Source organism: Microbispora hainanensis, assembly GCF_006874475.1.
GTDB classification, from domain to species: domain Bacteria; phylum Actinomycetota; class Actinomycetes; order Streptosporangiales; family Streptosporangiaceae; genus Microbispora; species Microbispora hainanensis.
Map to the genome: position 1 here is coordinate 68928 of NZ_VIRM01000022.1, position 18318 is coordinate 87245.

Genomic DNA, 18318 nt, shown 5'->3' on the forward strand with positions numbered 1-18318 from the left:
GTACTAGTCTTGGGGCGTCATGGATGGCGATCTGGGACGGTTCCTACGCTCTCGCCGGGCCCGGATCCGGCCCGAGGACGTCGGCCTCCCGGCGCACGGGCGGCGGCGGGTCAGCGGGTTGCGGCGCGAGGAGGTCGCGCTGCTCGCGGGCATGAGCGCGGAGTACTACATCCGCCTGGAGCAGCAGCGCGTCCGCAACGTCTCCGACGAGGTGCTCGACGCGGTCGCGCGGGTGCTGCGCCTGGACGGCACCGAGCGGGCGCACCTGCGCCGCCTCCTCCGGCCGCCGGGCGACCGGCGGGCTCCCCTCGGCCAGGTCCGGCCCGGGGTGCGGATGCTCCTGGACGCGGCCGGCTCCGTGCCGGCGTTCGTCCTCGGGCCCCGGATGGACGTGCTCGCCTGGAACGCCCTCGCCGACGCGATCACCGGTTTCTCGGACATGCCCGAGGGCGAGCGCAACATGGCCCGCCAGACGTTCCTGACGCCGCGTGCGCGCTCCCTCTATCGCGACTGGCCGGCCGTGGCCGCCGAGACCATCTCCTATCTGCGGCTGTACGCCGGGAGGCACCCCGGCGACCCGCTGCTGGGCCCGCTCGTCGCCGGCCTGTCCGCCGACCCCGGCTTCGCCCGCCTGTGGGAGGAGCACCGGGTCGCCGAGAAGACCTTCGGCGTCAAGCTGCTGCGCCACCCGGAGCTCGGCGACCTCGACTTCGCGTACGAGACCCTGGCCCTGCCGGGGGACCCCGATCTGCTGGTCGTCATGTACACGGCCGATCCGGCCTCCCCAACCGGCCGTGTGCTGGCCCGGCTCTGGCGGGCGCATCGCGGCGATCTGGACGAACCGGACGTACGGGTGACCGCGGCCGACTGATCCGCCCCACTGGGACATGGAGTGGGCATTCGGGCACGATCTGTCTCAGTGATCTGGTGGAATGCTGTGTTGTGAGTGGTCAGAACTACCGGCTGGTGCGTCGCGGGGGAGTGGGACGCCGCGCGGCTCCCGTGCTGGACGAACATCAGCGCGCCGTCGTCGAGCACGAGAGCGGCCCGCTGCTCGTGCTCGCCGGGCCGGGCACCGGCAAGACCACCACGATCGTGGAGACCGTCGTCGACCGGGTCGAGCGCCGCGGCGTGGACCCCGAGCGGGTGCTCGTCCTCACCTTCAGCCGCAAGGCGGCCGGCGAGCTGCGCGAGCGGATCACCGCCCGGATGCGCAGGACCACCAGGACCCCGCTGGCCCTCACCTTCCACAGCTACGCGTACGCGCTGCTGCGCCGTGAGGCGGTGCTGGCCGGTGAGCCGCCGCCGCGCCTGCTCACCGGTCCCGAGCAGCTGCTGGAGATCCGGCGGCTGCTGCACGGCGAGCTGGAGGACGGCGCGCGGCACTGGCCCCCGGACATGCGGGAGCTGCTCAAGACCCGGGGGTTCGCCGAGGAGCTGCGCGACTTCCTGTCCCGCGCGGCCGAGCGCGGCCTGTACGGCGACGCGCTGGTGCGGTTGGGCCGCGAGCACGGCAGGCCCGACTGGGAGGCCGCCGGGCTGTTCTCCTACCGCTATCAGGACCGGTTCGACCTCGATCCGGTGCCCGCGCTGGACTACTCGGAGCTGATCCGCGAGGCGGCCGGTCTGCTCGCCGACGGCGAGGTGCGGCGGCGCGAGCGGGACGCGTACGACCTGGTGCTCGTCGACGAATACCAGGACACCGACCCGGCGCAGGAGTTCCTGCTCAGGCAGCTCGCGGGAGACGGCCGCGACCTGATCGCCGTGGGCGACCCCGACCAGTCGATCTACGGCTTCCGCGGCGCCGACGTGCAGGGCATCCTCCGGTTCCCCGAGCGCTTCCCTGCGCGCGACGGGCGGGACGCCCCGGTGGTCGCGCTGCGGGTGTGCCGCCGCAGCGGCCCGGCCCTGCTGGAGGCCTCCCGCCGCGTCGCCGGCCGCCTCCCGGCCGTACCAGGCCATGAGAACAGGACCGGCGGCCACCGGGACCTGATCCCGCTGGAGGACGCCGACCCGGGCGAGGTGAAGGTCCTGCTGGCCGACAGCACCAGCCAGGAGGCCGCGGTGGTGGCCGACACGCTGCGCCGGGCGCACCTGCTCGACGGGGTGCCGTGGTCGCGCATGGCGGTGCTGGTGCGCAGCGCCGTGCGCCACGTGCCGCTGCTGCGGCGGGCGCTGGTCACCGCGGGCGTGCCCGTCGTGGTCGCGGGCGACGAGCTCCCGTTGGTGCAGGAGCCCGGCGTCCGGCCGCTGATCACGCTGCTGCGGATCGCCGCCGCGCCGGCCGCGCTCGACGTCGCGACCGCCGAGGAACTGCTGACCGGTCCGCTCGGCGGCACCGACATGATCGGCGTGCGCCGGCTGCGCCGCGCCCTGCGGATCGCCGAGCACGAGGCGGTCGCCGCGGAGGCCGCCGCCGCGGAGGAGGCGGGTCAGCCGCCGCTGCCCTTCACCCCGCGCTCGTCGGACGAGCTGCTGGTCGCGGCGCTGCGCGACGCCCGGGAGCTGGGCGGCGTCGAGCCCCACGTCGCGGCGCCGGCGGAACGGCTCGCGCGGCTCATCGCGACCGCCCGCGAGGCCGTACGGCACGGCCAGGGCGCCGAGGAGACGCTGTGGGAGATCTGGCAGGCCAGCGGGCTCGCGGAGCGCTGGACCGAGGCCAGCCTCGCGGGCGGTGCCCGGGGCGCCCAGGCCGACCGCGACCTCGACGCCGTCGTGGCCCTGTTCGACCATGTGGCCCGCTTCACCGACCGGCTGCCCAAGGCCGGGGTCGCGGTGTTCCTCGACGACCTGACGTCCCAGGAGATCGCCGGCGACTCGCTGGCCGAGTCGGCCCCCGAGGGCGACGCCGTACGGATCCTGACCGCGCACCGGTCGAAGGGCCTGGAATGGGACGTGGTGGTGGTCGCCGGCGTCCAGGAGGGCCTGTGGCCCGACCTGCGCCTGCGCGGTTCGCTCCTCGGCACCGAGGCGCTGGTGGATCTGGCGGGCGGGGTGGAGTTCACGGGCGGAGTGGAGTTCGCGGGCGGCTCGGCGCTGGACACCACGCAGGCGGCGACCGCCGCGCTGGCGTCCAAGCTGCTCGCCGAGGAGCGGCGGCTGTTCTACGTCGCGGCCACCCGCGCCCGCAGGAAACTCGTCGTCACGGCCGTCGGCGGCGAGGACACCGACGAACGGCCCTCCCGGTTCCTCACCGAGCTGCTGCCCGGCGGGGTGGAGGCGGCGACCGTGGACGACCGGGCGCGGTGGCTCAGCATGTCGGCGCTGGTCGCGGACCTGCGCGCGGCGGTGTGCGACACGACCAAGCCCGAGGCGATGCGCCGCGAGGCGGCCGCGCACCTCGCCAGGCTGGCCCAGGCGGGGGTGCCCGGGGCCAACCCCGGCGAGTGGTACGCGCTGACCCCGATCTCCGACGACCGGCCGCTCGGCTGGCCCGACGACGTCGTCCAGATCTCCCCGTCGTCGGTGGAGAGCTTCACCAAGTGCGGCCTGCGCTGGATGCTGGAGACCGCGGTCGGGGCCGGGTCGTCGAACGTCACCCAGAACCTCGGCACGGTCGTCCACGCGATCGCCGCCATGGCCACCGAGGACGGCACCGACTACGTCAAGCGGCTCGACGACATCTGGGACCAGTTCGACTTCGGCGGGCTGTGGTTCAACCGCAAGCAGCGCCGCGTCGCCGAGCAGATGGTCGACAGGTTCGTCCGGTGGCAGAAGGACAGACCACGCGACCTGGTCGCTGTGGAGGAGGCGTTCACCGTACGGGTGCCGGGCCACGACATCCAGATCACCGGGCGGGTGGACCGGGTCGAGCGGGACGAGACCGGCCGGGCGGTGATCATCGACATCAAGACCGGCAGCGGCAGGCCCAAGGACACCGAGATCGACCGGCATCCGCAGCTGGGGGTGTATCAGCTCGCCACGACGCTCGGGGCGTTCGAACGGCACGGCCTCCTCCAGCCGGGCGGCGCGTCGCTGCTGCATCTGGGCAAGGCGGCGGGCCAGTCGGCCGACGCCAGGGAGCAGGCGCAGCGGGCGCTCGCCGACGACCCCGAGCCCGACTGGGCGGAGACCCTGGTCAAGACGGTGGCGACCGGCATGTCCGCCAAGGTGTTCGTCGCCACGGTCAACGACGGCTGCCGCAACTGTGCCGCTAAAATCGCCTGCCCTGTGAACGACAACGGAGGACAGGTGTGCTGACGCCCGGTGAGCTGGCCGGTCGGCTCGGGATCCTCCCGCCCACCCCCGAGCAGGCGGCCGTCATCGAGGCGCCCCCGGAGCCGATGGTGGTGGTGGCGGGGGCGGGATCCGGCAAGAGCGAGACCATGGCCGGGCGGGTGGTCTGGCTGGTCGCCAACGGCCTGGCCAGGCCCGAGCAGATCCTCGGCCTCACCTTCACGCGCAAGGCCGCCGCCGAGCTGGCCGAACGGGTGCGCCGGCGGCTGGCGGGGCTGGCGGCGGCCGGGCTGGTCGAGCCCGAGCTGCTCGACTCCGAGCCGACGGTCTCCACCTATCACGCGTACGCCGCCCGGCTGGTGACCGACCACGCGCTGCGCGAGGGGCTGGAGCCCACCATGCGGCTCGTCACGCCCGCCGTCGCCTGGCAGATGGCCGCCCGGGTGGTGGGCCAGTATGACGGGCCGATGGACCGGGTGGACCTGTCTCCGCCCAGCGTCACCGCCGCCGTGCTCGAACTGGCCGGAGAGCTCGCCGAGCACCTGCGCGACCCGTCGGACGTACGCGAGGTCGGCGACTGGCTGCGCGAGCGCCTGGCCTCGCTTACCGGGCGGATCGTCAAGGACCAGCGCAAGCCGGTCGAGACCCAGGCCGTCCGCGAGCAACTGCTGCCGATGGTCGAGGCGTACGAACGGCTCAAGCGGTCCAGGGAGGTCATCGACTACGGCGACCAGATGGCGCTGGCCGCGCGGATCGCCTCGCGGCATCCGGAGGTCGGCGCGTCCGAGCGGTCCCGGTTCTCCGTCGTGCTGCTCGACGAATATCAGGACACCAGCCACGCCCAGCTCGTGCTGCTGCGTTCGCTGTACGGCGGGGGCCACCCCGTCACGGCGGTCGGCGACCCCTGCCAGTCGATCTACGGATGGCGCGGCGCCTCGGCGGGCAACCTGTCCCGGTTCCCCCGGGACTTCCCCGCGGCGTCCGGAGAACCCGCCCAGGTGCGGCGGCTGTCGGTCAGCTTCCGCAACGGCGAGCACGTGCTCGGCGTCGCGGCCCGGATCCAGGCGCCCCTGCGCCGGGAGGCCAGTGAGGTGCCGGTGCTGGTGCCGGGCGGCAACCGGGTGGGCCGGGGCCGGGTGCTGTGCGCCTTCCACGAGACGGCCGAGGACGAGGCGGAGTGGATCGCCGAGGGCCTGGCCGGCATGCTGCACGGCGAGGACGCCCCGGACGGCCTGCCCTGGGGCGAGGGCGAGCGGGCCAAGCGCGGCCCCGCCCTGCAGCCGCAGGACGTCGCGATCCTCGCCCGCAAGCGGTCGCAGTTCCCGGCCCTGCGCCGGGCCCTGGAGGCCCGGGGGATCCCCGTGGAGGTCGTGGGCCTCGGCGGGCTGCTCACCGTGCCCGAGGTGGCCGACATCGTGGCGACCCTGCGGGCCCTGTACGACCCGACCGCCGGGGACGCGCTGGTGCGGCTGCTCGCAGGCCCGCGCTGGCGGATCGGCCCGGCCGACCTCAAGGTGCTCGGCGACCTGGCCCGCGAGCTCAACAAGGAGATCAGGCAGGCCAGGGGAGGACCACGGCCGGAAGACCCGCTCGACCAGGTCGTCGCCGACCTCGCCGAGGAGCGCGGCAGCCTGATCGACGCACTCGACGAGCTGCCCGACCGGCCCGACTGGCTGGAGCGGTTCTCCGCGCTGGCGCGGATGCGGCTGCCCGCCGTCGCCCGTGAGCTGCGCTGGCTGCGCGCCCACGCGGGACAGCCGCTGCCCGACCTGATCAGCGAGATCGAGCGCAGGCTCGGCCTCGACGTGGAGGTCGCCGCCAGGGGAGGCAGCCCGCTCGCCGCCCGCGCCGACCTCGACGCCTTCCTCGACGCCGCCTCCCGGTTCGCCGGCGACTCGGAGGACCCGACGCTCGGCGCGTTCCTGGCGTACCTCAAGGCGGCGGAGAGCGAGGAGTTCGGGCTGGAGGCCGGGCGGGTCGGCGACAGCAACACGGTCAAGCTGATGACCGTCCACGCCTCCAAGGGGCTTGAGTGGCCGGTCGTGGTGGTGCCGGGACTGTCGCAGCTCACCTCCCAGAAGGGCGGGCTGATCAAGGGCAGCATGTTCCCCGCGACCCCGGTCACCAACTCACGCTGGACGGAGAACCCGCGCAAGCTGCCGTACCCGCTGCGGGGGGACAGCGCGGACCTGCCCGAGCTGGCCGGGCTGGACCGGGAGGCATTGGGCGCCTTCGACGAGCGCTGCCGCGACCGCGACCTGATGGAGGAGCGGCGGCTGGCGTACGTCGCCGTCACCAGGGCGCACTACCTGCTGATCGCCTCCGGCTACCGCTGGGGCACCTCGTCGCGGCCTCTGGAGCCGTCGGACTTCCTGCGGGAGATCCGCGAGGCGGGCGCCCGGGTCGTCCGCTGGGCCGAGGACGCGGAGAGCACGGACAATCCGCTGCTCGCCGAGCCGCCGGTGGCCGAGTGGCCGTCCGTCACGGTGCGCGACGCGATCCTCGACGGCGCCCGCCTCGTGGAGGAGGCGATGATGGGCGACGCCCCGCCCCCGGCGGCGGACGATCACGCCCTGCTCAGGGACCGCGACCGGGAGCGGCTGCGGGCCTGGGCGCGCGACACCGACCTGCTGCTGCGCGAGCGGGAGACGAACCGGCAGCGGGCCGGGGCGGTCGTGGAGCTGCCGTCGCGGCTGTCGGTGTCGTCGCTGGTCACGCTGGCCCAGGACCCGGCGGCGTTCGCCCGGCAGGTGCGTCGTCCGCTGCCGCGCCGCCCTGCCCCGCTGGCGCGCCGGGGCACCACCTTCCACCGGTGGCTGGAGTCGCGCTGGGGCCAGCAGCGCCTGATCGACGACCTGGAGCTGCCCGGCGCCGCCGACGAGCTGTCGGAGACCGAGATCCAGCTCGCCGAGCTGCAGGAGCGGTTCGAGGAGAGCGAGTGGGCCGCGCGTGAGCCGGTCGACCTGGAGGTCCCGTTCGAGACCATGATCGGCGACCGTCTGCTGCGCGGGCGGATGGACGCGGTCTTCCGTGAGGGCGACGGCTACGTGGTGGTCGACTGGAAGACCGGTGAACGGCCGCAGGGCAGGGCCGCCGAGACCGCGTCGGTGCAGCTCGCGGCCTACCGGGTGGCCTGGGCCGCGCTGGCCGGGGTGCCGTTGGAGAAGGTCGGGGCGGCCTTCCACTACGTGCGCTCGAACGAGACCGTCCGCCCGGTGGATCTCCTCGACGCGGACGGTCTCACCACGCTCATTCAGCGGGTTCCGGAGGACTGACCACCGGGTCGAAGAGCGCGCTCGTCTCGATCTTTATCCCGAACGGTTCGGGCAGCTCCAGCACCTCGCCCTCCTCGGCGGTCACCATCCGCCGGTACGGCTGCCGCTCGTCGCGGGGGCCGAGGTCGGGGAGCGGGTCGCTCATCAGGGTCACCGTGCGTGGAGTCGCCAGGGGGTCCACGATCAGGTAGAGCGGCACGCCCGCCCGCGCGTAGTCGAGTGGCTTCTCCTTCCAGTCGATCTCGTGGTTGCCCGGAGAGCACACCTCCACGGCCAGCAGGACGCTGTGCCCGTGCACCCGCATCCGATCGAGCCGCTCGGCTTTCATCGGCAGGACGAGCAGGTCGGGTAGCCGATGGTCGAGCATCGGCGGGATGTGGACCGCCCAGTTGCAGAAGAAGCGCCAGCCCTTCGCCGTTATCAGGGGCAGCAGGAGCTTGGTGAGCCGGTAGACGATCTCGTTGCTCTCCTCACTCATCCACGGGCTCACGACGACCTGCCCACGACGAATCTCCGCCCGATAACCGGCGTCGTTGAGTCGCATGCACAGGTGCAGCACCTCGTCCGGGAGGGCCTGCGGCTCGTCGGGCTCGGGCTCGGGCTTCCTGGCCTCCTGCTGGGGTTCGTCCTCGCCGAGGACGGGGTCGTCCGGGGCGGGGTCGTCCTGCTTCTGCGGGACGGGGTGGTCGTGCCTGCCGCGTTTGGTCGGCTTGGTGAGAGCCATAGCGCCATCCTCTCCTGCTCCTCCATTGATGGTACGGAAGGTTTCCAGAGCGCCACGGAAAGTAACAGGAGAGTGATGGGCGGGAAATTGCTGGGAAGGGCGACGCGGTGAAGGAAGTCCCTACCGGGTGAAGGAAAATCGGCTCCTCAAATCAGTCATAGGCGACGTGCCTGCCACAAAGGTCCCGCGCCGGGTTCGGGATTATCCGCGGGAGTGATTCTCTATTCCGTCGACGCGGACCATTCATGATCGGCTAATAATGGCCTATGTCGGTTGTGCGGATGACGATGGCGGCGGTCTGCGTCGCGGTGGTGACCGGGTGTTCGGCGTCGGCGGCGGCGAATACTCCGGATCTCACGCTTCCCTTGGACGCCTACAGTCTCGGCGCGAAGGATCGCGCCCAGGTGACTCGAGCCCGGTTCATGCTGATGGAGGAATGCCTGCGCCATGTGGGGATCGATTTCCGCTTTCCCGCCGTCCAGCCGGTGACCGACCTGCGCAATGTCGATCTCCTGGGGTGGCTCGATCCCCGGCAGGCCGCAGAATCCGGATATCTGCAGGCTGGACGGAGCTCGGTCGAGATGACCGGCGTGCCGTCGTACTCGGTCGGCGACGAGGAGTTCGGCGTGCTGGAAGGGAAGGTCCGGCGATACCGCGGACGGACGGTGCCGCCCGGAGGCTGCAGGGCCAAGGCGGACGCCCTGCTGAACCGTGGAGCGCGAGGCGTGAGCCCGGCCGACGCCGGCAAGAGGTTCGACGACGACGAGGTCCCGCGTTTCGTCGACGCCGCGGCCGACGTGGCCGTGAAGGACCCGCGGATCGCGGCGGCCGAACGCGAGTGGAGCGACTGCATGCGGTCGGAGGGGTTCGACTATCGGAGCACCGTCGAGGCCGGTGGCGACCGGCGCTGGGCGGCGACCGTCAACGACGACTCGCCTGGTCACACCCCCAAGCCGCGCGGCACGAAGGCCGAGATCGACACTGCGGTCGCGGACGTGCGATGCCGGGCCGAGACCGGCTACACCGACGCTCGCCGCGAGGTCTTCGTCGAGGCCGAGAACCGGGTCATCGGCCGGAACCGGGCCCGGCTCGACGTCATCAGATCGCTCAACGAGGCCCGCCTCGCCAACTCCGCCAAGGTCTTCGACGGCACGCTCACGCTGTCCTGGTGATCACCGACCGGCGGCCGCCTCGATCAGCCGCAGGACGTCGTCCAGGTCGGCCTCGAACTCGGTGGCGAGGTCGGCGGGCAGGCGGAGCCATGGCGTGAGCCTGGCGTGAGCGGGAAAGCCGCCCTCGGGGTGACTGCCGCGGTGCCCGCGCGGATCGGGGTCGCCGCTCGTGAAGCGGCCCGAGACCTCGGAGGCGGCGAAGCCGATCACGAACGTGCTGAGCAGGCGCTCCAGCCGGGGCACTTCGCGATCCGGCACCCCGGCCTCGATGAGCGCGTCGTAGATCACGTCCACCGCGCGGACGGCGTCCGGCGTGACGGCGGGCCGGGAGAACAGCAGGGGCGCCGCCCAGGGATGCCGCCGGACCATCGCCCGGACGGCGCGTGCGAGGGCCGCGAGCCGTTCGTCCCACCGCTGAGGCTCCTGCCGATCCCGGCTCCGATCCGGCGGCAGGAGTGCCGAAAGCAGGTGCCCGACCATGGCGTCGAGCAGCTCGGCCTTGCCGCCGACATGCCGATACAGCGCCATCGGGGTCACTCCGACACGCTCGGCCACCGCGCGCATCGAGACCCCGTCGAGCCCGCGCTCGTCGGCGATGGCCAGCGCCGCCTCCAGGATCTCTTCCCGCCTGCCGCCCATAGGTATACAGTGTAGACGTATACACCGTATACATCGGAGGGACCGGATGCTCGCCGCGGAGAAGCTGGTGAAGCGCTACGGCCCGCGCCACGTGCTCGACGGCTTCGGCCTCACGGTCGCGCCCGGCGAGATCGCCGGCCTGATCGGCCACAACGGCGCGGGCAAGACCACCTTCGTCGAGATCGTCACCGGCCTGGTGCGCCCCGACGCCGGCCGCCTGTCGGTCGCCGGGCATGACGCGATCCGCTCCGGCGGTGCCGTACGACGTCTGCTCGGGGTGGCTCCGCAGGAGCTCGCCCTGTACAACCGCGTGAGCGTCCGGGAGCACCTGCGGCTGTTCGCGGGACTCGCCGGGCTGCGCGGGCGGCCCTGCTGGCCGCGGTCAGGGCCCGCGCCGAGGCGGGGGCCGCCGTCCTCTACACGACCCACTATCTGCCGGAGCTCGTCGATCTGGACGCGACGGTGGCGCTCGCCCGTGCCGGACGCGTCATCGCGCGTGGCTCCCAGCAGGAGCTCACCCGAGACCTGCCGGGCGAGTTGCGGGTCACCTTCGACGACCCGGGCGAGCCGGAGCTGCGCCTGCCGACCACGGACCCCGGCGCCGACCTCGCCGCGCTGCTCGCGTCGGGCCGCACGCCCGTCTCCGTCGACGTGCGGCGGCCCGGCCTGGACGACCTCTACCGCTCGCTGGAAGCCGCGTTCTCGGAGCAGGACGGGGAGGTGCGCGATGCGGTCGGGTGAGTCGGTGCGCCGCGTCGGCGTGCTGATACGTCACAACCTGCTGCTGATGCGGGGCGAGCCCGGCCCCCTGCTGAGCCGGATGATCCTGCCGCTCGCCTTCCTCGCCCTGCTGCGCCCGCTCTACACGGCGGCGCAGGGCGAAGCGGCGGGCACGGAGCAGGCGGTCGTGAGCACGCTGGTGACCTTCTCGCTGCTCGCGCTCGGCATCTCCGGCAGCGCGATCCTCACCGAGAGGCTCGGCCGCACCTGGGACCGCCTGCGCGGCACGGCGCTGCGTCCCGCGGAGATTCTCGTGGGCAAGGCCGTGCCCGTCTTCGCCGCCCTGCTCGCCCAGCAACTGCTCGTCATCGCCTTCGGCGTGTGGGTCCTGGGCCTGCGGGTGCCGCATCCGGCGCTTCTGCTTGGCGTCCTGCTCTGCTGGAGCTCCACCCTGCTCGCCCTCGGCGCGTTGCTCGGCGTGCTCGTACGCGGGTTGGGCGAGCTGTCGGCCGCGTACGACATCGGCGGCATGCTGCTCAGCAGTCTCGGCGGTGCGCTCGTTCCGCTCGGTGAGCTGCCGCACTGGGTCGCGGTCGCGGCCCCCGTCTCTCCCGGCTACTGGGCCGTTCGCGGGTTGCGCGCCGCCCTTTCCGGCGACGCGGCGACCGTGGCGGAGGTGTGCGGGGTGCTCCTCGTCGTCGCGCTGGCCTGCGGCGCCCTGGCGGTGGGACGTCTGAGGGGACGCAGCGGACGGCTGGTGGCGCTCTAACCCGGCAGGTAGTGGAACTCGGGCTTCGGGTGCATGAGGAAGTCGTGGTGGGAGATGTTCCAGGCGTACGCGCCGGCCATGGCGAAGGCCACGACGTCGCCGACGGCGAGTGAGGCGGTGACCCGGCGGGCGAAGACGTCCTTGGGGGTGCAGAGCCGCCCCACCAGGGTCACCGGGCCGTCCTCGCCGTCCTCACCCCTCGGGAGCACCACGAACGGCTGGTCGTGGCCCTTGGTGACCGGGGTCCGCAGGTGGTGGGTGCCGCCGGACAGGACGGCGAAGCGCTCCCCGTGGACGCGCTTCACGTCGAGCACCGTCGTCAGATACCACCCGCAGTAGGCCGTCAGGGCGCGTCCGGGCTCCACGCGCAGCGTCTCGCCGGGCCGGGCCAGCGCCCGCAGGCCCGCGCCGTACGCCGCCCAGTCGAACCGCTCCTCTGGACGGGTGTAGGAGACGGCCATGCCGCCGCCCAGGTTGAACTCGCGCAGCCCGAGGCTCCTGCCGTACGTCAGGACGGCCTCGGCGAGCGCGAGCAGGCCGGGGGCGGCGAGACCGCTCGCGAGGTGGGCGTGGATGCCGCGCAGCCGCACCGGCGAGGACCCGAGCAGGGCCAGGCACTCGGCGACCCCGGCGGGGTCCATGCCGAACGGCGTGGCGCCGCCGCCCATCGCGAGCGCCGCGCCGGTGACGGGCACGTCGAGGTTGACCCGCAGCAGCACGTCGGCCGGTTCGCGCATCCGCCGCAGCTCGGCCGGGCTCTCGACGTGCCAGCGATACGCCGAGGGGGCGAGGGCCAGCTCCGCGCCGGTCTTGCCCGGCCCGCCGAAGCTCAGCGGGACTTCCGGCAGCGCCGCCCTGATGTGCGCGAACTCGCCCCCGGAGGAGACCTCGAAGCCGTCCACGTGCGGCGCGAGCACCCGCAGCACCTCGGGGTCGGGGTTGGCCTTGACGGCGTAGCAGATCTGCGTGCCCGCCAGGGCGGCCCGCACGCCGGCCGCGTGACGGTCGAGCCCGGCCAGGTCGTAGACGTAGGCGGGGACGTCGTCCAACGACTCGGCGACCTTCCGCACGCCCGCCGGGACCTCGATGCTCATCGGCGCTCTCCTTCCGCCAGGCGGTGCACGCGGAGCGGGTTCGGGACGGGGACATATCCGGCGGTCCGGTCGGCCGCCCTCGCCCAGCGCACGCCCAGGTTGGCCTTGGCCGGCAGCGGCGCCCCGGCCAGCACCCGGGTCAGCGGTCCGGCCGGGCCGGGGGCGTGGTCCTCCATAAGACGGCTCAAAACCTCCCGGGCGGCCGCCCACAACGCGCGCAGGACGGCGTCGTCCGGGCCGGCCACCGTCGCGGCGACCTCTGCCAGATGGTTGACGAACAGGCAGTAGGCGACCCGGTTCCAGCCCCGCGCGGCGTCGTACGACAGAGGGGCGGCCACCTCGCCCGGCACGCCGGTCAGGTCGTGCCGTCCGGCGACCAGTTTGGTGCCCTCCAGGTCGCGGAAGACGGCCTCGACCGGCCACCCGGCGGCGTCGAATCCGACGAGCACGTTCTGCACATGCGCTTCGAGCACGACCCCGTGCCGGAAGAAGGCGTCGAGCACCGGGAACGCCACGCGCTCGACGTACGCCCCCCACCACGCCACAGGATCGGCCGTACGGCGGGCCAGGACGGCCTCGGGCACCCCGTCCGCGCCGGCGGCCAGGGCGCCGGCGAGCACCGGGGTGATCCCCGGCCCGCACACGGCCCACGGGCCGGTACGCACGATCACCCCGAGCCCTTCCAACAGCCGGGTGCCGAGCGCGGCGGACCGGTAGCCGGGCTCCGGCAGCCACCGCGTGCCGGGGAAACACCGGGCCAGCCGTTCGAAGACGGGAGCGAGCCGCCGGGTCAGCTCGACCGCGCCGCACAGCTCATACCAGGCGTTCTTGCGTACGCAGTTGGTGATGCGCACGTCGAGGCTGAACTTCAGGCACATGCCGGTGCCGGGGTCATACACCGTCCGGACCGACGACGTGGGCACGACCGCGCGGGGGCCGGGCCCGAGGTCGACCAGCCGCCCGTCCGCGAACGGCCCGCGCAGCTCGGCGGCCAGCAGGCCGAGCTGCCAGGGATGGGCGGGCAGCGGGACATATCCCTCCGGCGCGTCCCCGAACGCGTCGAGCGCCGTCGTGTCGCCTTCCTCCGTCACCAGGTCGGCGCGCACCCCGAGCAGCCGCGGCGCGAACCGCGCGTGCGTCTCGGGCGCGTAGTCCGGCCAGTCGTCCCCCGAGCGCGCCTTCGGAGCGGGGTGAAACGGGTGCCCGGCCACGAGGGCCTGCTCGGAGGCGAGCCACGGGTCGGCGGGCGGCACGGCCCGCGCGCGGGCGGCCAGGATCGCGGCGACCACGTCCCGCCCGGCCCGCACCTGGGCGGCGAACTCCTCGTTGCCCCCGTCGAGTTCCTGCTCCACCAGCGCGACGAGCGAGGACAGATCGAGGGGCCGCCAGCGTCCCTCCACGAGGTGCTCGGGCGGGCCGTCGAAGCGCAGCGCGATGCCGCCGCGGACGCGGACGCGCACCGGCGTTCCCGCCACGCGGAGCGTGAGGTGGGGTCCCGCGGCGCGCACGTGCCCACGAGGGCCGGCGACCTCGCGCAGCCAGCAGCGCAGCAGCGCCCCGAGCGCCGTCTCCTCGGCCAGGGCGGCGTGCGGATCCCGGGTGTGATTGTCGAGGAGCAGGCCGTCCATGCGTCAGGCACCCCTCAGATAGTTGGGACCGGTCGTGCCGTAGAACTTGTTGACGTCCCCGGCCCTGGTGCGGTCCTTGGCCACGAGCGTCCCGGCGACGACCATCGATTTGCCGGTGAGGCGGGCGGCCTCCAGCGTGCGCGCCCGCAGCAGCCGGGCCATCGGGTCGTCCCCGTACGGCTCCAGCGCGGCCGTCAGCGCCCGTGCGACGAGCGTGGCGGCGGACCCGGGCAGCGCGCCGTGGGCCACCGCCATGGCGGCGAGGTGCAGGGTGATCGTCACGAAGACGTCGGCGAGCGCGTACGGGTCGTCGGTCAGCATGCGCTCGTCGCCGAAGCCGGGCGGCTCGATTCCCGCCGCGTGCAGCCGCCGGGGCGAGGCGAGCAGCCCGTCGTTGTCCTTGACCAGCAGTCGCATGGGCCCGTCGCCGAACACCAGCGCGAGGTTCTGCTGGTGGGCCTCCAGCGCGACGCCGTACCGGACGAAGAGCGTGACGTTCCACGCGAGCAGCGCCGCGAGGTAGTCGCGCAGCAGCGCCTCCGCGTCGCCGCCGTAATGGCGCCCGGCCACCTCGTGCAGGACGAGCCGCCCGCCCTCGCCGGGCAGCGGCGCGAGCAGGGCGGCGACCGGCACGATCTGCCCTTCCGGCAGGTCGCGGACGAGCCAGCCCAGGTATTCGTGTTCCGCGTGCCCGTAGGTCTGCTCGTCCGCGACCGTGACCCGCAGGCCGGGTTCGCGCGCCAGGACCGCGCGCAGCAGCGACTCGGCCAGCGCGCCGTCACGCAGGGTCCCCGGTTTGATCGACCGGCGGTTGCGCAGGCCCAGCGTGCTGGCCGGGAGGGGCACCTTGAGATGGACGCGCTCGGCCACCTCGACCGTACGGGTCGACAGGGTCGGGCGTACGACCAGACAGGGCCGTGGTCCCGCGACCAGCCCGGGAAGCCCGGACACCAGCGGCTCCGTCAGCGGATGGACGGGAAGGAGCACGTGCGTGCGGGCCAGACCGGGCGGCAGCCCCACGTCACGCGGCGCCGGCCACCAGCGGGGAAGACCCGGCCGCGAGAGCGTCACCCGCTCGCGCGGCGCCGCCGCCCACCGCATCGCGAACTCCGGGGCGAACTCGGGCGCGTACGCCGCCAGGTCGCCGGGGGAGAGCCCGAGGCGGGCGCGGGCCGTCGGATAGAGCGGGTGGTCCACGGCCGCGGCCAGCGACTCGTACCGGATGAGGCCGCGACGCCCGCGCAGCCGCCGGGTCACCTCGCCGCGCATGCGGTGGTGGGCGTCCAGGGCCGCGAGCGCGTCGTGGCACTCCCGCTCGAAGGCGGCGACCCCCTCGGCGTCGGCGGGGTGGGCGACGGCCTTCAGCGTCTCCAGCACCTCCGCCAGGCGCAGGCGCTCGTGCGGGGCCGTGGCGAAGTCCTGGAACGGACTGCCCGGGGCGAGCCCCACCCGCCGCCCCGAGGCGAGCACGATCGCGACCCCGTCCTTGTCGTGGGTGACCCTGGCCGAGATCCCGGCGTAGTCCTCCCGCAGCAGGGCGTTCAGCACCCGCGCGGCCAGATAGCGCTCCCGCTCGGTGGCCTGGTCGTGCGCCGCCGGGATCATGCGAGCACCCAAGGGTGCTCCTTCCTGAACGTGCCGATCGCGGCGTCCACGCTCGCGTGGTCCGGGCCGACGGCGCGGAGCAGGCCGAGGTAGTCGCGGTTCGTGCCCGTCACCTCGACATGATCGCCGATCTCGCGCAGCGCCCGGTGCCAGAGCCGCACGCCGTCCTTCTCCGAGGACAGGTCCGGCGGCGCGGCGGCGACCGTGCCGGAGCGCTCGGCCACGAGGCTCACCACGGACCCGTACGCCGCTCCGCACGCCGCGCGCATGCCGTCGAGGTCGAAGGAGGACACCGGTTCGCCCGCGTGGACGCGCAGGATCCACTCGTGCAGCGGCACGCCGAGCAGGTCCGCGAGCAGGAGGTCGCAGTTGTCGCCGATCAGCCGATAGTTGATCTCGATGACGCGGGGGCCGTCGCGGGTGACGGCATATTCGGTGTGGCACGCGCCGAAGCCGATCCCGGCCGCGTCGAGTGCCGCGCCGAGATGGGCCAGGTGGTCCGCGTCGGGGGGCCGCCAGTCGAGACGCTCCTCCACGAAGTGCGGCAGCGGGCCGAGCGTGGTGGCGAATCCGCCCAGCACATGCCGGGTCTCGCCGTCGCCGAGCGTCTCCAGCGTGCGCACCGGCCCGTCGAGGAACTCCTCCGCGACCAGGACCTCCCCCGGCCGCCGCTCCCGTGCCGCCGCGACGGCGGCGGCCAGCGCGTCCGGGCCGTCCACCAGCACGACGTCCTCGCTGGCCACGCCCTGCGCGGGCTTGACCACCACCGGGTACGGCAGGCCCTCCGGCAAACCCTCAGGCAGGTCCGCGCCGGGAGGGATCCGTACGGACCCGACCGGTTCGACGGCGGCGAGGGCGCGGCGGGTGAGCGCCTTGTCCTTGGCGGTGACGCAGGCCCGCCAGTCCTTGCCGGGCAGGCCGAAATACTCGGCGGCGAGCGCGGTCGCGGCCTGGAGATGGTCGGAGTTGGAGAAGATGACGTCGGGCCGGTGGTGGGCGGCCACCGCGTCGATCACGGCCCGGAAGTCGCGGACGTCCGCCGCCACGACGTCGTGGCCCGGATACCGATCAGGCTGGTCGGTGAGTATCGTCACGTCCCAGCCCAGCGCGGCCGCGGCGGGGAGGAACCCGCCGGTCACCGAATCGGTCGGGTTGAGCGTGGTGAGGTACAGCCGCACCGGCCCTCCATAGGTAAGGCTAACCTAAGTGAGCGCATCCTAACCGGGAGCCCGATCATTTGACCGGCGAACGGGAAAGGGCGGGGAGATTGCCGGAGCGGCGCCAGTGGAAGGATGACGGCGTGGAAATCGCGGACGGACTGCTCGGACCCCTGCTCCTGGCGCGCAGCGCCATCGACCGATCGGCGGCCCTGCGGGGCGACGAGGAATGGCTGCGCCGGGCGTGGGAGGCGGAGAAGACGCGGGTCCTCTTCGTCCACGACGGCCGCACCCTGGTCCGCCGCTTCACCGACGGCGCGGCCCTGGTGCTCACCTCGCCGGCCGAGGCGCCGGAGGGCACCCGCTATCTGCTGGGCGTGGACGAGGACGGCGTGCCCTACTTCGCCGTCAACGCGCCGCTGCCGGAGGGCGACGTGGCGGGCCTGCGGGAGGCCGCGGTGCTGCTGGACGACCGCGACGCCGGGCTGCTCGTCTACGCGGTGGCCCTGGAGGCGTGGCACGCGAGCCACGAATACTGCCCGAGGTGCGGCAGCCGTACCGACGTGACCGCGTCGGGCCACATGCGGGTGTGCCCGCGCGACGGCAGCCAGCACTTCCCGCGCGTCGACCCCGCGGTGATCATGCTGGTGCACGACGACGAGGGCCGCATCCTGCTCGCGCGCGGCCCGGAGTGGCCCCAGGGCCGGATGTCGGTGCTCGCCGGGTTCGTGGAGCCGGGGGAGTCGCTGGAGCACGCGGTGGTCCGCGAGGTCCTGGAGGAGGTGGGCGTCGCCGTCACCGCGCCGCGTTATCTCGGCAGCCAGCCCTGGCCGTTCCCGCGCAGCCTGATGCTCGGCTTCTTCGCCCGTGCCGTCACCACCGACCTGCGTCCGGACCTGGAGGAGATCGCCGAGGCCCGCTGGCTGTCCCGGGAGGAGCTGGAGAGCCAGGTGCGTTCGGGCGACCTGGTGCTGCCCGGCCAGGTCTCGATCGCCCGGCGGCTGATCGAGACCTGGTATGGGGAGCCGATCCCCGACACCGAGTGGTGAGTCAGCAGGCGCCTTCGAGGTGCCGCTTCACCTCGGCGACGGAGGGGTTGGTCATGGTGTGGCAGTCCGCGACCACGGTGGGGACGACCTGGTTGCCGTTGTTCACGCTCGCGACGAAGTCCGCGGCGTCCGGGTGCTGCTCGATGTCCACCTCGCTGAAGACGATGCCCTCCCGGGTGAGCTGGCTCTTCAGCCGCTTGCAGGGGCCGCACCAGCTCGTGGTGTAAACCGTCAGCGCCATCTGTCGTCCCTTCCGTGCGCATCACTGTTGCCGAGAGCAGTCATGGCAACATCGTGAGCGCGCCGCATG

Annotated in this window: 14 protein-coding genes and 1 pseudogene; 8 read left to right on the forward strand and 7 right to left on the reverse strand. The window is 73.5% G+C overall.

The features are described from left to right. The first annotated feature begins 19 nt into the window (after positions 1–19). The 3 genes from FLX08_RS19200 (at position 20) to FLX08_RS19210 (ending at position 7451) form a co-directional block, all read left to right on the forward strand. Positions 20–871 (forward strand): helix-turn-helix transcriptional regulator, encoded by an 852-nt coding sequence (locus tag FLX08_RS19200; protein ID WP_142620251.1) that lies wholly within the window; start codon positions 20–22, stop codon positions 869–871. A 71-nt stretch (positions 872–942) separates the two neighbouring features. Continuing rightward, positions 943–4200 (forward strand): ATP-dependent helicase, encoded by a 3258-nt coding sequence (locus FLX08_RS19205; protein ID WP_142620252.1) that lies wholly within the window; start codon positions 943–945, stop codon positions 4198–4200. Then, positions 4194–7451: an ATP-dependent helicase gene (locus FLX08_RS19210; protein ID WP_142620253.1), complete on the forward strand. Its 3258-nt coding sequence runs from the start codon at positions 4194–4196 to the stop codon at positions 7449–7451. The genes FLX08_RS19205 and FLX08_RS19210 overlap by 7 nt, the downstream gene beginning before the upstream one ends. Here FLX08_RS19210 and FLX08_RS19215 read toward each other — a convergent pair. Next, the gene (locus FLX08_RS19215) at positions 7426–8175 is read right to left on the reverse strand and encodes a Uma2 family endonuclease (RefSeq protein ID WP_142620254.1); all 750 of its coding nucleotides are present in this window, start codon (positions 8173–8175) and stop codon (positions 7426–7428) included. The genes FLX08_RS19210 and FLX08_RS19215 overlap by 26 nt on opposite strands. Positions 8176–8441: 266 nt before the next feature. On the opposite strand from FLX08_RS19215, the gene FLX08_RS19220 reads away from it, so the two are divergent. After that, positions 8442–9347: a hypothetical protein gene (locus tag FLX08_RS19220; protein ID WP_142620255.1), complete on the forward strand. Its 906-nt coding sequence runs from the start codon at positions 8442–8444 to the stop codon at positions 9345–9347. On the opposite strand, the gene FLX08_RS19225 is transcribed toward FLX08_RS19220, so the two are convergent. Next, complete coding sequence (locus tag FLX08_RS19225) at positions 9348–9986, reverse strand: TetR/AcrR family transcriptional regulator (RefSeq protein ID WP_142620256.1); 639 nt, start codon at positions 9984–9986, stop codon at positions 9348–9350. Between the two features lie 46 nt (positions 9987–10032). On the opposite strand from FLX08_RS19225, the pseudogene FLX08_RS42160 reads away from it, so the two are divergent. From FLX08_RS42160 to FLX08_RS19235, 3 genes and pseudogenes are all read left to right on the forward strand, one after another. Beyond that, positions 10033–10275, forward strand: a pseudogene (locus FLX08_RS42160) (ATP-binding cassette domain-containing protein); the annotation flags it as partial. 173 nt (positions 10276–10448) lie between these two features. Next, entirely contained in the window at positions 10449–10727 is a 279-nt protein-coding gene (locus FLX08_RS42165; protein ID WP_244312752.1) for a hypothetical protein, read from the forward strand. After that, a complete protein-coding gene (locus tag FLX08_RS19235) occupies positions 10714–11475 on the forward strand; it encodes an ABC transporter permease (RefSeq protein ID WP_142620257.1) in 762 nt (253 codons plus the stop codon). Before FLX08_RS42165 ends, FLX08_RS19235 begins: the two co-directional genes overlap by 14 nt. Here FLX08_RS19235 and FLX08_RS19240 read toward each other — a convergent pair. Genes FLX08_RS19240 through FLX08_RS19255 form a run of 4 tightly spaced genes read right to left on the reverse strand, consistent with a single transcriptional unit; the run spans position 11472 to position 16980 of the window. Beyond that, on the reverse strand, positions 11472–12569 hold the full coding sequence (locus FLX08_RS19240; protein ID WP_142620258.1) for a type III PLP-dependent enzyme domain-containing protein: 1098 nt from the start codon (positions 12567–12569) through the stop codon (positions 11472–11474). The two genes, FLX08_RS19235 and FLX08_RS19240, sit on opposite strands and share 4 nt — an antisense overlap. Next, on the reverse strand, positions 12566–14197 hold the full coding sequence (locus tag FLX08_RS19245) for an IucA/IucC family protein (protein ID WP_142620259.1): 1632 nt from the start codon (positions 14195–14197) through the stop codon (positions 12566–12568). Before FLX08_RS19245 ends, FLX08_RS19240 begins: the two co-directional genes overlap by 4 nt. Before the next feature lie 3 nt (positions 14198–14200). After that, positions 14201–15814, reverse strand: coding sequence for an IucA/IucC family protein (locus tag FLX08_RS19250; RefSeq protein ID WP_244312747.1), 1614 nt, complete (start codon positions 15812–15814; stop codon positions 14201–14203). Continuing rightward, a complete protein-coding gene (locus FLX08_RS19255) occupies positions 15799–16980 on the reverse strand; it encodes an ATP-grasp domain-containing protein (RefSeq protein ID WP_142620260.1) in 1182 nt (393 codons plus the stop codon). Before FLX08_RS19255 ends, FLX08_RS19250 begins: the two co-directional genes overlap by 16 nt. Positions 16981–17108: 128 nt before the next feature. On the opposite strand from FLX08_RS19255, the gene nudC reads away from it, so the two are divergent. Beyond that, a complete protein-coding gene (nudC, locus tag FLX08_RS19260; RefSeq protein WP_425280631.1) occupies positions 17109–18008 on the forward strand; it encodes an NAD(+) diphosphatase in 900 nt (299 codons plus the stop codon). A gap of 1 nt (position 18009) precedes the next feature. On the opposite strand, the gene FLX08_RS19265 is transcribed toward nudC, so the two are convergent. After that, complete coding sequence (locus FLX08_RS19265; protein WP_142620262.1) at positions 18010–18249, reverse strand: mycoredoxin; 240 nt, start codon at positions 18247–18249, stop codon at positions 18010–18012. Between the last annotated feature and the right edge of the window lie 69 nt (positions 18250–18318).

What these genes read in the sequence shown, in the direction of transcription:
- FLX08_RS19200 (WP_142620251.1), top strand. Translation starts at nt 20, where the DNA reads ATGGATGGCGATCTGGGACGGTTCCTACGCTCTCGCCGGGCCCGGATC.
- FLX08_RS19215 (WP_142620254.1), bottom strand. Translation starts at nt 8,175, where the DNA reads ATGGCTCTCACCAAGCCGACCAAACGCGGCAGGCACGACCACCCCGTC.
- FLX08_RS19220 (WP_142620255.1), top strand. Translation starts at nt 8,442, where the DNA reads ATGTCGGTTGTGCGGATGACGATGGCGGCGGTCTGCGTCGCGGTGGTG.
- FLX08_RS19225 (WP_142620256.1), bottom strand. Translation starts at nt 9,986, where the DNA reads ATGGGCGGCAGGCGGGAAGAGATCCTGGAGGCGGCGCTGGCCATCGCC.
- FLX08_RS19235 (WP_142620257.1), top strand. Translation starts at nt 10,714, where the DNA reads ATGCGGTCGGGTGAGTCGGTGCGCCGCGTCGGCGTGCTGATACGTCAC.
- FLX08_RS19240 (WP_142620258.1), bottom strand. Translation starts at nt 12,569, where the DNA reads ATGAGCATCGAGGTCCCGGCGGGCGTGCGGAAGGTCGCCGAGTCGTTG.
- FLX08_RS19245 (WP_142620259.1), bottom strand. Translation starts at nt 14,197, where the DNA reads ATGGACGGCCTGCTCCTCGACAATCACACCCGGGATCCGCACGCCGCC.
- FLX08_RS19265 (WP_142620262.1), bottom strand. Translation starts at nt 18,249, where the DNA reads ATGGCGCTGACGGTTTACACCACGAGCTGGTGCGGCCCCTGCAAGCGG.